This is a genomic window from Streptomyces sp. NPDC047886, from assembly GCF_043204435.1.
Classification (GTDB): Bacteria; Actinomycetota; Actinomycetes; order Streptomycetales; family Streptomycetaceae; genus Streptomyces.
Genome location: NZ_JBIDCF010000001.1, coordinates 1,289,182 through 1,304,231, shown reverse-complemented (window position 1 = coordinate 1,304,231; position 15,050 = coordinate 1,289,182). Strand labels below are relative to the sequence as shown.

The window sequence follows — 15,050 nt, the reverse complement described above, 5'->3', positions numbered from 1 at the left end:
CCGGTGCGGTGGGCGCCCTTTCGCTATGCCGGCTCGGGTTCCGGAGCCGGAGCTGGGTGCGGAGCCGGTTCGGGCGTGACCGTCGCCGTCCACAGGCGGCGGCAGGACAGCAGCGCGGCGGCGACCAGCAGCCCGTTGCGCGCCACCATCAGCCCGCAGCCCAGCGGTGTCACGGCGAGCAGGTCCTCGTACAGCACCGGGTAGGCGAGCGCGCTGAGCGCGGCGGCGGGCAGCAGCAGCAGCGCGACCGGGCGTTGGGTCGTCTCCCGGCAGGTCAGGCACACGGCGGCGAGACCCAGCAGCCACACCAGGTACTGGGGGCTGATGACCCGGCTGGTGACCGTGAACAGCAGCACCGCCGCGAGCGCCGTGTCCAGCGGTGTCGCCGCGTTCCAGCGCCGGGAGCGCAGCCGCCACAGCAGCAGCCAGCCGAAGGCGGCGACGGTGAGGATCAGCGCCACGTTCGCGACGGTCGACACATAGGGGCCGGTGAACTCGAAGGCGCCGTAGCGGTACTCGATGCCTCCCGGCCATCCGGTCAGCCGCGCCAGCGACAGGGCGGTGCCGCCGAGCGACTCGATCTGCACGCCCCGGTTGCCCTGGTGCCGCAGGAAGTCCAGCGCGTGCGGCAGGGCGAACGCGAGGGCGCCGCACAGGGCCGCGCCCGCCACCGCCGCCGAGGTCCACGCCCGGCGCGTGGCGCGTCCCCGGGGCGTGCCCAGCAGGGCGAGCGCCGGCCACACCTTGACCAGGGCGCCGATGCCCGCGAGCACCCCGCCGGTGCGGTGCCGCCCGGTCCGCAGCGCGAGCAGCGCGGCCACGGCGAGGGCCGTGACCTGCACGTCGTACCGGGCGAGCGGGAGGTGGAGCAGCAGCGGCAGGCCGCCCGTCCAGTACCAGGCGCCGCTGCCGCCCGCTCGGGCGAGGGCGACGGTGACGGCGGCGTCGGCGAGCAGGGTGAGTCCGACGAACGCCTCGTAGTACGTCAGGCCCGGCACCGCCCCGGGCGCCAGGATCACCAGGCCGGCGCCCGGCGGGTACTGCCAGGTGACGTCGTTCAGGGGGAAGGCGCCGTCGGCGAGCTGTTCGTACCAGTGCTGGTAGAGGACGTGGACCTCGCGTCCGATGCCTCCGATGCCGAGCGTGTCGCGCCACAGGAGCAGCAGCATGCCGGCCCGGGTCAGCACCCAGAGGGCGGCGAGCGGCAGCGGCCCCGGCCGGTCGCGGCGAGCCCGCACGGTACCGGCCGGACGGCCGGGACGGGACAGGCCGGGCGGAAGGAACGAGCGGCGCGGGCGGGACGGGAGGGGCGGACGGGAGGGGCGGGGCGGGCGGCGTGCGCTGATCCGGTGCATCGTCATCGCAGCGCACTGTAACCCCCCGTGCGTTCTCTTTGTCCTATCTCATCCGCGTATGCCGCTCGTACGCGTCGATGACCTCCGCCGACGGGCCGTCCATCAGCAGCCGGCCGGCCTCCAGCCAGATCGCCCGGTCGCAGGTCTCCTTGATCGTGGAGTTGCTGTGGCTGACCAGGAAGACCGTGCCCGCCTCGCCGCGCAGCTCGTTGATGCGCTCCTGGCTGCGCTTGCGGAAGTCGGCGTCGCCCGTCGCCAGCGCCTCGTCGATCAGCAGGACGTCGTGCGACTTGGCGGCGGCTATGGAGAACCGCAGGCGCGCGCCCATGCCGGAGGAGTACGTGCGCATCGGCAGCGAGATGAAGTCGCCCTTCTCGTTGATCCCAGAGAAGTCCACGATCTGCTCGTAGCGGTCGCGGATCTCGCCCCGGGACATGCCCATCGCGAGCCCGCCCAGGATGACGTTGCGCTCGCCGGTCAGATCACCCATGAGCGCCGCGTTCACGCCGAGCAGGGACGGCTGCCCCTGGGTGTAGATCTGGCCCTGGCTGGTCGGCAGCAGGCCCGCGACGGCCTTGAGCAGTGTGGACTTGCCCGAGCCGTTGGAGCCGATCAGGCCGATGGCCTCGCCCTTGTACGCGGCGAAGCTGACGCCCTTGACGGCGTGGACCTTCCGGGTGCCGGGGCTGCTCCGCCGACGGGAGAACATCCGGCTGAGGGCGGAGGTCGCGCTGCCCCTGCCCTTGGCCGCGCCCTGGACGGTGTAGGTCACATGGGCGTCGTCGACCACGACGGTCGGAATGCGTTCAGCCACGGCCGTACGTCTCCTCTGCCTGCCAGAACCAGATGAAGCCGCCCACGAGGGCGAGCAGTGCCCAGCCCGTCGCGACCGCCCACACGTGCGGCGGCAGCTGGGCGGAGGTGAAGCTGTCGATGAGCGCGAAGCGCATGAGGTCGATGTAGACGGCGGCCGGGTTGCACTCCAGCGCCACCAGCACGGCCCGGGGGAGGTCGCTGTTCGCCACGACGTGCTCGATGCTCCACATCACGCCCGACGCGTACATCCAGGTGCGCAGCACGAACGGCATCAGCTGCGCCACGTCCGGGGTCGCCGCGGTGATCCGCGCCATCACCAGCGCCAGACCGGTGTTGAACAGGGCCTGGAGGGTCAGGGCCGGTACGGCCAGTAGCCAGGCCGGTCCCGGGCGCATGCCGAAGCCGAGCAGGATGACGACGAGCGTGCCCAGCGAGAAGACCAGTTGCTGGAGCTGCTGGAGGGCGAGCGCGACGGGCAGGCTCGCGCGCGGGAAGTGCAGTGCGCGCACCAGGCCGAGGTTCCCGCTGATCGCGCGGGTGCCGGCGGTGATCGTGCCGGCCGTGAACGTCCAGATGAACACGCCGGTGACCAGGAACGGGACGAAGTCCCGCACGTGCTCGCGGGTGTTCATCAGCACGCCGAAGATGAAGTAGTACACCGTGGCGTTGAGCAGCGGGGTCATCACCTGCCACAGCTGGCCGAGCCGCGCCCTGCTGTACTGCGCGGTGAGCCGGGCCGTGGCGAACGTGGTGATGAAGTGGCGCCGGGACCACAGCTGCCGCAGGTATCCGGGCAGGGACGGCCGGGCTCCGCTGACGGTCAGCCCGTGCCGCAGGGCGAGTTCCCGCAGCTCCCCGGGGCCGTGCGGCGCCGTGGGGAGCGCCTCCTGGGGCGGCGCGGTGGCCGGTGGCGCGATCGTGCTCACAGAAGCGGTCGCCTTTCGACGGGGGCGGTGTGGGGGCGGGCCCGTACGGGGCCGGAGCCTCGCGGTCACCGGCGATGGAACGGACCCGTATCGTCGCTACGGCGAGACTAGGCCGGTATGACGTCGGAACGCAACCGTCTCGTCGTGACGGGGTCGTCACGCTATGATCCGGTCCATGACCCCACCGCCGCCCGGAACCCCACGCCGCGCCCCCGCCGGAGCCGCCGTGCTCCGGGAGGACGTGACCGACGCGATCCGCGCCGCCGTGTTCGAGGAGCTGGCCGCCGTCGGCTTCGCCCGGATGTCGATCGAGGGGATCGCCCGCCGCGCGGGCGTCGGCAAGACCGCCGTCTACCGGCGCTGGAAGTCCAAGCTGTCGCTCGTGCTCGACCTGCTGACGGTCTTCGCCGCGCAGGGCCTGCCCGCGCCCGCGACCGGCTCGCTCTACGGAGACGTCCGCGCCCTGCTGGAGGTCGCCTCGCACGCGCTGCGCCACCCGGTCGCCTCGCAGGTCATCCCGGACCTGCTGGTGGAGTCGGCCCGGCACCCCGAGATCGCCGACGCGATCAAGGCGGCCCTGCTCGACAGCCAGCAGGGCGTGGCCGCGCTCGTCGTGCGCGACGCGGTGGAGCGCGGCGAGCTGCCGGAGGGCGCCGACCCGGACCGGGCACTCGACCTGATCATCGGCCCCCTGTACTGGCGGCTCGTCGTCGTCCGCGGCGACCTCCCGCCGGGCTACCTCGACACGCTGGCCGCGTCGGCGGTCGCGGCGCTCACCACCACGCCCTGACGTACGGCCGCCCCCACGTACGGCCGCCCTGGCGTACGGCGTTCTGATCCGAGGCGTCACCTCGTGACCCACGGGTCACCCTGACAGGCGGCCGTGTCGCCGCCGTGCTGCCGCGTCACCCGATCGGGTGCGGGTTCGGTGACGTGGCGGCGTCCCGTCGGTTGACAGCGGGGACATGAGGGGGCGCGACACGAAAGGACGGTGACCGCTGTGCGGGAGCTGAGCATCGAAGGCGCGTGGGTCAGGGAACCGGAGGTCTTCCGGGACGAGCGGGGCAGTTTCCACGAGTGGTTCCGGGCCCCCGAGCTGGCCGAGGCCGCCGGGTACGGTCTGGGGCTCGCCCAGGCGAACTGCTCCATCTCCGCTCGGGGCACCCTGCGCGGCGTCCACTTCGCCGACGTACCGCCGGGTCAGGCCAAGTACGTCACGTGTGTGCGTGGCGCCGTCCTCGATGTCGTCGTGGACGTCAGGACCGGCTCACCGACCTACCGCGCGTGGGAGGCGGTACGGCTCGACGACCGCGACCGCCGGGCCGTGTACCTCGCCGAGGGGCTCGGGCACGCGTTCATGGCCCTCACCGACGACGCCACCGTCGTCTACCTCTGCTCGCGCGGCTACGACCCCGCGCGCGAACACGGCGTCCACCCGCTCGACCCGGACCTGGGCATCGAGTGGCCGGCCGGACTCGCGCCCGTCCTGTCCGCCAAGGACGCGGCGGCCCCCGCGCTCGCCGACGCGGAGAGCGGGGGGCTGCTGCCGTCCTACGAGGACTGCGTCCACTGGTACGAGGCGCTCCGCGCCCTGCGCGGCGCCCCGGCCCGTGACGCGCGGTCCGGCGCCGCGCAGTCCAGCGCCGCGCACTCCCGGGGCGCCGGACGGGGGCTCACCGCCGCTCGGCGGTGACCAGCGCGGGAAGCGCCGCCGCCAGCGCCTCCCGCCAGTCCCGCAGCGGCTCGAGGCCCGCGGCGTGCCAGCGGTCGTGCCCGAGCACGCTGTACGCCGGGCGCGCCGCGGGCCTCGGGTACGCCGTGCTGGACGTCGGCCGCACCCGGTGCGGATCGGCGCCCAGCAGCCGGAACGACTCGCGGGCCAGCTCGCACCAGGTGCCGTCGCCGGCGTTGGTGCCGTGGTACACGCCCGCGGGCGCCCGCCCGGCCAGCGCGGCCCGGCCCAGCGCGCGCAGCCGGTCCGCGAGGTCGGCGCTCCAGGTCGGCTGGCCGCGCTGGTCGTCCACCACGTCCAGGGCGGGCCGTGCCGCCTCCAGCCGGATCATCGTCCGGACGAAGTTGGCGCCGCCCGCCCCGTACAGCCACGCCGTGCGCACCACATAGCCCCGCTTGGGCAGCAGTTCGATGACGGCGCGCTCGCCGACGAGTTTCGTCCTGCCGTAGGCGGTGCGCGGTCCGGGCAGCGCGTACTCCGGGTACGGCACGCACGCGTCGCCGCCGAAGACGTAGTCCGTCGAGACGTGCAGCAGCACGCACCCGAGTTCGGCGCACGCCTCCGCGAGGTGCCGCACCGCCGTGCCGTTGACGGCGAGGGCCTCCCGCTCCCGTGACTCGGCCTCGTCCACGGCCGTCCACGCCGCGCAGTTGACCACCACCGACGGCCGGTGCGCCGCGAGCGCCGCCCGTACCGCCACGGGGTCGGTCAGGTCCAGCGCCCGCCGGTCCAGGCCGACCGCCCGTGCCCCCAGCCTGGCCACCACGTCCCGGCCGAGCAGGCCGCCCGCCCCGGTCACCAGCCACCGCCTGCGTACGGTCCTCACAGCGCCGCCCGGCCCAGCAGCGGCTCCCACCAGGAGCGGTTGTCGCGGTACCAGGCCACGGTCTCGGCGAGCCCCGTGGCGAAGTCCTTGCGGGGCCGGTAGCCGAGTTCGTCGCGGATCTTGCTCCAGTCGACCGAGTACCGCCGGTCGTGGCCCTTGCGGTCGTCGACGTGGTCGACCCGGGACCAGTCGGCGTCGCACGCCGTCAGCAGCAGCCCGGTCAGCTCCCGGTTGGTCAGCTCGGTGCCGCCGCCGACGTTGTAGATCTCGCCGGCCCGGCCGGACCGCCGGACCAGCTCGATCGCCGCGACGTGGTCGTCGATGTGCAGCCAGTCCCGCACGTGGGAGCCGTCCCCGTACAGCGGGACGCGCCCGCCGTCGAGGAGCCGGGTGATGAAGAGGGGGATCACCTTCTCGGGGAAGTGGTGGTGGCCGTAGTTGTTGGAGCAGCGCGTCACGCGCACGTCCAGGCCGTGCGTGCGGTGGTAGGAGAGGGCGAGCAGGTCGGCGGACGCCTTCGTCGCGGCGTACGGGGAGTTCGGCCGTACCGGTTCGCTCTCCGTCCAGGAACCGGAGTCGATCGATCCGTACACCTCGTCGGTGGAGACGTGCACGAAGGCGCGCAGCCGGTGGCGCAGGGCCGCGTCCAGCAGCGTCTGTGTGCCGAGCACGTTCGTCCTGACGAACTCGGCGGCGCCGGAGAGGGAGCGGTCCACGTGCGACTCGGCCGCGAAGTGCACGATCTCGTCGTGCTCGGAGACCAGCTTGCCGACCAGCTCGGTGTCGCAGACGTCACCGCGGACGAAGGTGAAGCCGGGGTGCTCGCGGACCGGGTCCAGATTGGCCGGGTTGCCGGCGTAGGTGAGCTTGTCCAGGACGGTGACGTCGAGGCGTTCGGCCGGGGCCGGCGGGTCTGCGGCCGGGCCCGTCGCCGTGCCGGCCGTGGCCGTGGTCGTCGGGGACAGCAGCGTACGGACGTAGTGGGAGCCGATGAATCCGGCGCCGCCGGTCACCAGCACGCGTGTGCGGGGGGTCGTGTCGAGAGCCGTGTTCATGCCGAGATCTGCACCTTGCTGTGATCGCCGAGCACCAGCCGGTGCGCGGCGGGGATGTGCGGGGCCGGGGTGATCTCCACGTTGCGGCCGATGAGGGACGCCTCGACCCGTCCCACCCCGTGCAGGGACGAACCGCTGAGCACGATGGAGTACTCGATCTCGCTGTCGGTCACCCGGCAGTTCTCCGCGATGGACGTGGACGGCCCGATGTACGAGTTCTCCACGACCGTGCCCGCCCCGATGACGACCGGACCGACGATCCGCGAGCCGCGCACGACGGCGCCGCCGCCGATCCGCACCCGGCCGATGATCTCGGTCGTCCGGTCGACGCTGCCCTCGTTGGCCGGTGTGAGCAGTTCCAGCACGGAGCGGTTCACCTCCAGCATGTCGGCGACATTGCCAGTGTCCTTCCAATAGCCGGAGATCACCGTCGATTTGACGGTGCGCCGCTCGTCGATGAGCCACTGGAGCGCATGCGTGATCTCCAGCTCGCCGCGCGCCGAAGGCTCGATGCGGCGCACCGCCTCGTGCACGGCCGGGGTGAACAGGTACACGCCGACCAGCGCCAGATCGCTGCGGGGCTGGGTCGGTTTCTCCTCCAGGCGGGCCACGCGGCCGTCGATGTCGAGCTCGGCGACGCCGAAGGCGCGCGGGTCGGCCACCTTGGTCAGCAGGATCTGCGCGTCGGGGCGCGTGGCGCGGAACTCCTCCACCAGATCGGTGATGCCGCCGACGATGAAGTTGTCGCCGAGGTACATCACGAAGTCGTCGTCGCCGAGGAACTCCGTGGCGATCAGCACGGCGTGCGCGAGGCCCAGCGGCGCGTGCTGCGGAATGTACGTCACGTCCAGACCGAACCGTGAGCCGTCGCCCACCGCCTCCCGGATCTCCTGGGCGGTGTCGCCGACGATGATGCCGACCGTGCGGATGCCGGCCGCGGCGATCGACTCCAGCCCGTAGAACAGCACGGGTTTGTTGGCGACCGGGACGAGCTGTTTCGCGGACGTGTGGGTGATGGGGCGGAGCCGGGTGCCCGCGCCGCCGGAGAGTACGAGTGCTTTCACTGGATCTGACCTGACCTGACCTGAGCCGTCGGGGAAGTGGGGTGGCTGGAATCTGGAACAAGGTGCAGGTTGTGAACGACAGTTGAACGCCACGAATTACGACCTGCCATGCGCCATACGTGTGATTCGGGAAATTCACTCGGGTGGAGATCCCGGCGCGATACCACGGTGATCCGGCGATGAACCCGCTGGGATAACACCCGTACGCCGAACTCCATTGCGGCCACTGGGCTTTAAGTGTGTTAATCGGTGCTTCGCCTCACGCCATCGGTATTGCTACGTTCGTCAACCATGAACGTCCGAATGTCGTCCCTGTCCTGGGACGTACGGAAAGCCCGAATCGCCGTCATCGTCGTCGCGGCGATCGCGTTCTTCTCGAAAACGGCGCTCGCGGCTGCCACTCGCGGCCCCGCCGACGTGCGCTTCTTCGAGGGATTCGCCCGGGTCATCGCGGAGACGGGACCACTGCGCGTCTACGCGGAGCCCCTGCCGGGCCTGCCCGTCTACAACCATCCGCCACTGGCGAGCTGGATGCTCCTCGGGATGGAGAAACTCACCGGGTTCGGAGTGCCGTTCGGCCCCATGATCCGGTTCCCCGCCTGCCTCGCCGATTTCGTCACCGTCATTCTCGTGTTCGAGATCGTGCGACGGCGCGGCACCCTGCGGACGGCCGTGTTCTGCGCCCTCGGCGCCGCACTCTGCCCGGTGCTCGTGGCCACCTCCGGCTACCACGGCAACACCGACTCCGTCGCCGTCATGTTCGCGTTCGCCGCCGCCTACCTGCTCATCGACCGTGAAAAGCCGCGGGCGGCCGGTGTCGCCGCCGCACTCTGCATCAGCGTGAAGCTCATTCCGATCGTCGCCGTCCCGCTGTTCTTCGTCGCCGCCTGGCACCTCGGGCGCCCCGCCCTGATCCGGTTCTCGGCCGGGTTCGCGGCGCTGTTCCTCGTCGTCTGGGGCCCGGTGATCGCCACCGTGCCGGCTGGGCTCAAGGCGAACGTCCTCGAATACGCGGGCGGCAACTTCAGCTTCTGGGGCGTCATCCGCTTCGCCCGCTGGGCGGGCGTCCCCGAGGAGTACGTACAGCTCCTGCGCGGCGACGGCCACTACCTCATCGTGCTCGGCCTGACCGCGGTGGGCGTCTGGCTGGTCCGGCGGCGCCCCACCGACCTGCCCGTCGCCGTCGCCGTCACGCTCGGCCTCCTGCTGCTGCTCAGCACCGCGTCGGGCGTGCAGTACCTGGCCTGGCCGGCCGCCGGGCTCTTCGTCGTCGGCCTGTGGCAGGGCCTCGCGTACGGCGTCGTCGTCGGCGGGGTCACCACCTCCGTCTACTCCGGGCAGCGCCCGGTCCACTGGACCGTCACGGAGATGGCGTTCGGCGCGCTCGGCTGGGCGGTGCTCGGCGTCTGCGTCGCCACCGGCATCCACCGCGTGCTGTCCGCCGCACGGCGCACCGGCGCCCAGGGGCCGCCGACCGGGCTCCCCGTGGACATCGCCAAGCCACGCGCCGGGACCGGGACGGCCCCACCCACGGCGGTGGCGTCCGACCGTCCCTGAAACGACCGCATAGCCCCCTGCCAGACCTCGACCCCCCGTGAGAGTGGAGAAGCACCGTGACGGAAGGCCGGAGCCCCAGGATCGGCATCCTGGTGGTGGCGTACAACGCGGAATCGACGCTGGAGAAGACCCTCGACCGGATCCCCGCCGACTTCCGGTCGAAGATCGCCGAAATCCTGATCCTGGACGACGCCAGCCATGACGCCACCTTCACCGCAGGCTGCCGCTGGTCGCAGCGGGAGGGCCGGCCGCCCACCGTCGTGATGCGGCACACCAAGAACCTCGGCTACGGAGGGAACCAGAAGGCCGGCTACGCCCTGGCCGCCGCCCGCGGCCTCGACATCGTCGTCCTGCTGCACGGCGACGGCCAGTACGCACCCGAACTGCTCCCGCAGCTCGTCGCGCCGCTGGAGCGCGGCGAGTGCGACGCCGTGTTCGGCTCCCGGATGATGCGGCCCAGGGATGCGCTGCGCGGCGGCATGCCGCTGTACAAGTGGCTCGGCAACCGCGTCCTGACCCGGCTGGAGAACCGGCTCCTCGGCACCCGGCTCAGCGAGTTCCACTCCGGCTACCGCGCCTACAGCGTGGACGCCCTGCGCAGGCTGCCGGTCGAGCGCAACACCGACGCGTTCGACTTCGACACCCAGATCATCGTGCAGCTCTTCGACGCCGGGATGCGCATCCGCGAGCTGCCCATCCCGACCTACTACGGCGACGAGATCTGCTACGTCAACGGCATGCGCTACGCCAAGGACGTCGTCAAGGACGTCCTCGCCTACCGGCTGGCGAAGAAGGGGTTCGGCACCTGCGACTGGATCCCCAAGCCCGTGGACTACGCCTTCAAGGAGGGCGACGGCTCCTCGCACTCCGTGATCCTGGACCGCATGCGGTCCCTGCCGCCCGGCCGCGTCCTCGACGTCGGCTGCTCCGGCGGGCTGTTCGCCGAGCGCCTGGAAGCACTCGGCCACCAGGTGACCGGCATCGACCACGTGGAGGTGGAGGGGGTACGCGGCCGCTGCTCGCGGTTCTTCCTCGCCGACCTGGAGGAAGGGCTGCCCGACGGCGTCGGCGACGGCTACGACTACGTCGTCGCCGGTGACGTCATCGAGCACCTGTCCCGCCCGGAGCGCCTGCTCGCCCAGCTGCGGGACGTCCTGAGCCCCGACGGCCGGGTCCTGCTGTCCGTACCGAACTTCGGGCACTGGTACGCGCGGCTGCGGGTCGCGCTCGGCGTCTTCGACTACGACCGGCGCGGCATCCTCGACGAGACGCATCTGCGCTTCTTCAGCCGGGCCAGCCTCCGCAGGACGGTGCGCTCCGCCGGGTACGACGTGCTGTCCCTCGCCGCGACCGGGGCGCCGTTCTGGTCGGTGCTGGGCGGCGGCCCGCTCGCGAAGGCCCTCGGCGGCCTGTCGAAGGTGCTGACCCGGATCCGGCCGACCGTCTTCGGCTACCAGTACGTCGCCGTGCTCACCCCCCACGCGTCGCGCACGATCGTCGCCGGGGAGCACGTCGCCGTCCAGGACATCCTCAGCCGCCAGTTCGTGCCCGACGACCGGCCGGCCGGACGGACCACCGCCACGGCCGGCACCGGCGGCCGGGCGGGAGACCGGGTGGGGGTGTGAACGACCCGCACGGGGAGGGCCGCCGACGCGTCCGCCCCGTGCGCCGCACGCAGCCGCCCCCCTCGCCCCAAGGACCGTACGCCCCCATGCCCAAGCCCAGCCCCCAGCCCCACCACGAGCCGAGCGGCTCCGCGCCAGGCTCGGCCGTCCACAGGCCCCGTCCCGCTCCCCGGCCCGCGCTCAGCGTCATCGTGTCCGGGCACGCCCCGTACCACCGGTTCCGCGCCTGCCTGGACAGCGTCACCGGGCAGGACCACCCCGGCCTGGACATCGTCGTCGCCGTCGCCGGCGAGCCCGCCCGCGCGCTCGCCGAACGCCACGCCCTGCGCGATCCGCGCGTCACCGTGGTGAGCGTGGACCCCGGCACCCACGCGGCCGGGGCCCGCGCCGCCGCCGCCCGCGCCGCCACCGGGGCGTACCTCCAGTTCCTGAACCCCGCCGACCTGCTCCCCGACGGTGCCGCCGCCGCGCTCGCGCGCCGCCTCGACCGGCAGTCCGGCAGGACCGGCGGTGCCGACGCGCACGGGCCGGACGTCCTGCTGTGCGACCACCACCGCGCCACCTGGTGGGACAGCGCGGCGCCCGGCGACGACACCGCCGTCCTCACCCGGCCCGGCGGCACGGGCACCACCCTCGCCCGCCGCCCCGACCTCCTCACCACCGCGCCCCTGCTCGGCAACCGCCTCATCAGCACCGCGCTCCTCGCCGAGCACCCCGACCTCATCGGCACCGAGGGCCACGACGAGCTCTACCTCTCCTACGCGGTGCTGCTGCTGGCCCGCGCCATCACCTGCTGCGACACCGTCGCGTTCACGCACCGCGACGACCGCCCCGCCCAACGGCACGCGGCCGGGTCCGCCCGGCGGTTCGCCGTCTTCGGCCAGTACGAGCGGCTGCACCGGCTCGCCGCCGCCGCGTCCGCGCCCGACGCGCTGCGCTCCCGGCTGTACGACCGGATGGTCGACGACTATCTGACGACCCTCGCCCGGCGCACCGGACTCCCGCCGGCCGAGGCCGCCGAGTTCTTCCGGCGCGCCGCCCGGCACGCCGCCCTGTTCCGCCCCGACGGCCACCACCGCCCCCGCGGCCTCGACGGGGTGCGCCAGCTGCTGCTCGCCCACGACGCCCAGCTGCCGTACCTGCTGCTGCGCGCCGCGAACGAGCGGCACCGTACCGTCCGGGCCGCCGCCGCCACCGGGGCGCGCCGCGCCGCCACCGCCGGAACCCGGCTCCGCTACCGGGGCGCGCTGCGCCGGGGCGTCGACCAGGACCTCGCGGTCTTCTCCGCGTACTGGGGGCGGGGCATCGCCTGCAACCCGGCCGCGATCGCCGCCGAGCTCGCCGAACTGGCCCCGGACATCCGCCAGGTGTGGGTCGTGGAAGCCGACCGCGTACCGCTGCTGCCGCCCGGCACCGAGCACGTGGTCCCCGGGACCGCCCGCTACTGGACCACGCTGGCCCGCGCCAAGTACCTCGTCAACAACGTCAACTTCGCCGACGGCGTCGTCAAGCGCCCCGGCACCGTGCACGTCCAGACCCATCACGGCACCCCGCTCAAGCACATGGGCGTCGACCAGCGGCCCTTTCCGGCGGCGGCGCGCGCCCTCGACTTCGACGCCCTGCTGGAACGCGTCGACCGCTGGGACTACAGCCTGTCCGCCAACAGCCACTCCACCGAGACCTGGCAGCGCGCCTACCCGTCCGGCTTCCGGTCGCTCGACTACGGCTACCCCCGCAACGACGTCCTCTACCGGGCGACCGCCGACGACGTCCTCGCCGCCCGCGCCGCCCTCGGGCTCGAACCCGGCACGCGCGCCCTGCTGTACGCGCCGACGCACCGCGACTACGAGACCCGCTGGACGCCCCGCGTCGACCTCCGGCGGCTGGCCGCCGACCTCGGCGACGACACCGTCCTCCTGGTACGCGGCCACTACTTCCACGCCGACGACCACCGGCCCGCCACCGGGGCCCGCGTCCTCGACGTGACCCGCTTCGACCCGGTCGAGAAGCTGCTGCTCGCCGCCGACGCCCTCATCACCGACTACTCGTCGATCATGTTCGACTACGCCAACCTCGACCGCCCCGTCATCGTCCACGCCGACGACTGGGACACCTACACCCGCACCCGGGGCGTCTACTTCGACCTCACGGCCGAGCCGCCCGGCCATGTCGCCACCAGCCAGGGCGAACTCGCCGACCTGCTGCGCGACGGCACCTGGTGCGACGAGGCGGCCGGCAAACTGCGCCACGACTTCCGGCTGCGGTTCTGCCAGTACGACGACGGGCGCGCCGCCGAACGCGTCGTCCGCCGGGTCTTCCTCGGCGAAGGCGAGGAATCGCTGCCGCCCGTCCTGCCCCTCGCCCGCCGCACCCCCGCACCCACGCCGCAGGAGGCCGTGCGCCGATGAGCCGTACGCACCCGGTCGGCAGGCCGACCACCGCGCCCCGCGACCCCGACGTGACCGTCACGGTCATCGTCCACAACGACGCCGACCGGCTGCCGCGCGCCGTCGCGTCGGTCCGCGCCCAGACGCACCGCGCCATCGAGATCGTCATCAGCGACGACCACTCGACGGACGCCACCCCCAGGGTGGCCGCCGAACTCGCCGCCCGCGACGACCGGATCAGGGTGCTCCGCCTCGAACGCAACAGCGGCGGCTGCGGCGTGCCCCGCAACCGCGCCATGGACATCGCCCGCGCCCCGTTCCTGATGTTCCTCGACAGCGACGACGAACTCCCGCCGAAGGCCGTCGAACTGCTCCTCGCCGCACACGCCGAGGACGACGTCGACTTCACGATGGGCGCGGTCGAACGGATCCGCACCGACACCGCGACGACCTCCCTGTGGATGCCCTCCCTGTTCGACCGGCGCCGCACGGTCCACGGCATCGAGGCCGAGCCCCGGCTCCTGTTCGAACCCCTGTCGACCAACAAGATGTACCGCAGGGAGTTCCTCGACCGGCACGCGCTGCGCTTCCCCGAGGGCCTGCACTACGAGGACCAGCTGTTCTCCGCCCAGGCGTACACCCTCGCCCGCGCGTTCCGGGTCATCACCGAGCCCGTCTACCGCTGGTACTTCGCCCCCTACGCCGCCGCCGACTCCGCCACCATCTCCAACCGGCGCCACCTCATCGCCAACGTCCGCGACCGGATCACCATCGCCCGGCGCATCGACGCCTTCCTCACCGAGCGGAACAGCCCGGCCGCCCTGCGCGAGGAGAAGGACTTCAAGTTCCTCTCCCACGACCTGCGCCTGTACGCGGGCGACCTGCCCTACCGGGACCTCGACTGGATCGCCGAGTTCGCCGCCGAGACGGTCCCCTACCTGGACGGGCTGTCCGGTGCCGCGTACGAACGGCTCGGCCGCGCCGAGCGCGTCGTCGTGGGCCTGCTGCGCGACGGCAGGTACGAGGAGGTACGGCTCGCCGCGCGGGGCCTCGCCCATGCCACGGCCCCCCGCGAGACGGTCGGCGACCGGACAGGACGTACGTACTGGGGCGCGGTGCCGCCCCGCTGCGAGGCGTCCCGGCGCGACCTGGACATCACCGACTGGGACCTGGCCGACTGCCCGTTCGCGGCCGCCGGGTTCCGGCACGAGATCACCCGGGTCGAGCGGGGACCTGGCGGCACCGTCGACCTGGACCTGCGCACCTACGACCCCGGGCGGCGGCTCGCGCTCGCGCCGCACGTCGCCGCCCTGCACCTCGCCCCCGCCGGACGGCGGCTGACCACCCGGCTGCGTCTGGACCCGGCGGGGCGCGGTGTCTTCGAGGGCACCGTACGGCTCGACCCGGGCGCCGCTTCCCTGCCGGTGTACGGCTTCGCGGGCGTACGGCACCCGGTGCTCGAACTCACCGACGGACCGGCGCACAACACCGGCGTGGTGCTCGCGCCGCCGTCCTTCGAGCCGTTCGACGTGCCGGGCCCCGGCCGGCACCGGATCACGGTGGAGCCGGAGGGCCGCGACGCGGGCCGGCTCCAGCTGCGCTGGCAGCCGAGAGGAGTCGTCGGCCGCCTGCTCGTCCCGGTCGGCCGGCGCGCCCCGGTCCGCAAGGCGGCCAAGGCGCTGATCCGCGGCTGACGACCACCCCGGC

General features: G+C 73.0%; 12 protein-coding genes. 6 read left to right on the top strand and 6 right to left on the bottom strand.

Going from position 1 to position 15,050, the window contains the following annotated elements:
* Positions 1 to 23 precede the first annotated feature (23 nt).
* From ACGF5U_RS05685 to ACGF5U_RS05675, 3 genes are read right to left on the bottom strand one after another with little or no spacing between them, the layout of a single operon-like run.
* The gene (locus ACGF5U_RS05685; RefSeq protein ID WP_392713162.1) at positions 24 to 1,361 is read right to left on the bottom strand and encodes a glycosyltransferase 87 family protein; all 1,338 of its coding nucleotides are present in this window, start codon (positions 1,359 to 1,361) and stop codon (positions 24 to 26) included.
* A gap of 37 nt (positions 1,362 to 1,398) precedes the next feature.
* The gene (locus tag ACGF5U_RS05680; RefSeq protein ID WP_392713160.1) at positions 1,399 to 2,169 is read right to left on the bottom strand and encodes an ABC transporter ATP-binding protein; all 771 of its coding nucleotides are present in this window, start codon (positions 2,167 to 2,169) and stop codon (positions 1,399 to 1,401) included.
* Complete coding sequence (locus ACGF5U_RS05675; protein ID WP_392713158.1) at positions 2,162 to 3,097, bottom strand: ABC transporter permease; 936 nt, start codon at positions 3,095 to 3,097, stop codon at positions 2,162 to 2,164. Before ACGF5U_RS05675 ends, ACGF5U_RS05680 begins: the two co-directional genes overlap by 8 nt.
* 163 nt (positions 3,098 to 3,260) lie before the next feature.
* Between ACGF5U_RS05675 and ACGF5U_RS05670 the strand changes: the two genes are divergently transcribed.
* Together ACGF5U_RS05670 and ACGF5U_RS05665 are read left to right on the top strand one after the other, a co-directional pair.
* Positions 3,261 to 3,887: a TetR/AcrR family transcriptional regulator gene (locus ACGF5U_RS05670; protein ID WP_392713157.1), complete on the top strand. Its 627-nt coding sequence runs from the start codon at positions 3,261 to 3,263 to the stop codon at positions 3,885 to 3,887.
* Between the two features lie 210 nt (positions 3,888 to 4,097).
* Entirely contained in the window at positions 4,098 to 4,790 is a 693-nt protein-coding gene (locus ACGF5U_RS05665) for a dTDP-4-dehydrorhamnose 3,5-epimerase family protein (RefSeq protein WP_392713220.1), read from the top strand.
* Here the strand turns inward: ACGF5U_RS05665 and rfbD are convergent.
* From rfbD to ACGF5U_RS05650, 3 genes are read right to left on the bottom strand one after another with little or no spacing between them, the layout of a single operon-like run.
* Positions 4,771 to 5,655 (bottom strand): dTDP-4-dehydrorhamnose reductase, encoded by an 885-nt coding sequence (gene rfbD / locus ACGF5U_RS05660; RefSeq protein WP_392713155.1) that lies wholly within the window; start codon positions 5,653 to 5,655, stop codon positions 4,771 to 4,773. The genes ACGF5U_RS05665 and rfbD overlap by 20 nt on opposite strands.
* Entirely contained in the window at positions 5,652 to 6,710 is a 1,059-nt protein-coding gene (rfbB, locus tag ACGF5U_RS05655; protein WP_392713153.1) for a dTDP-glucose 4,6-dehydratase, read from the bottom strand. Before rfbB ends, rfbD begins: the two co-directional genes overlap by 4 nt.
* Positions 6,707 to 7,774 (bottom strand): glucose-1-phosphate thymidylyltransferase, encoded by a 1,068-nt coding sequence (locus ACGF5U_RS05650; RefSeq protein ID WP_392713151.1) that lies wholly within the window; start codon positions 7,772 to 7,774, stop codon positions 6,707 to 6,709. The genes rfbB and ACGF5U_RS05650 overlap by 4 nt, the downstream gene beginning before the upstream one ends.
* 291 nt (positions 7,775 to 8,065) lie before the next feature.
* On the opposite strand from ACGF5U_RS05650, the gene ACGF5U_RS05645 reads away from it, so the two are divergent.
* The 4 genes from ACGF5U_RS05645 to ACGF5U_RS05630 all read left to right on the top strand — a co-directional run bounded on the left by ACGF5U_RS05645 (position 8,066) and on the right by ACGF5U_RS05630 (position 15,037).
* Entirely contained in the window at positions 8,066 to 9,331 is a 1,266-nt protein-coding gene (locus ACGF5U_RS05645) for a glycosyltransferase family 39 protein (RefSeq protein WP_392713149.1), read from the top strand.
* A 56-nt stretch (positions 9,332 to 9,387) separates the two neighbouring features.
* Positions 9,388 to 10,956: a methyltransferase domain-containing protein gene (locus ACGF5U_RS05640; protein WP_392713148.1), complete on the top strand. Its 1,569-nt coding sequence runs from the start codon at positions 9,388 to 9,390 to the stop codon at positions 10,954 to 10,956.
* An 86-nt stretch (positions 10,957 to 11,042) separates the two neighbouring features.
* Positions 11,043 to 13,364, top strand: coding sequence for a CDP-glycerol glycerophosphotransferase family protein (locus tag ACGF5U_RS05635; protein WP_392713146.1), 2,322 nt, complete (start codon positions 11,043 to 11,045; stop codon positions 13,362 to 13,364).
* The gene (locus ACGF5U_RS05630) at positions 13,361 to 15,037 is read left to right on the top strand and encodes a glycosyltransferase family 2 protein (RefSeq protein WP_392713144.1); all 1,677 of its coding nucleotides are present in this window, start codon (positions 13,361 to 13,363) and stop codon (positions 15,035 to 15,037) included. Before ACGF5U_RS05635 ends, ACGF5U_RS05630 begins: the two co-directional genes overlap by 4 nt.
* Positions 15,038 to 15,050 lie beyond the last annotated feature (13 nt).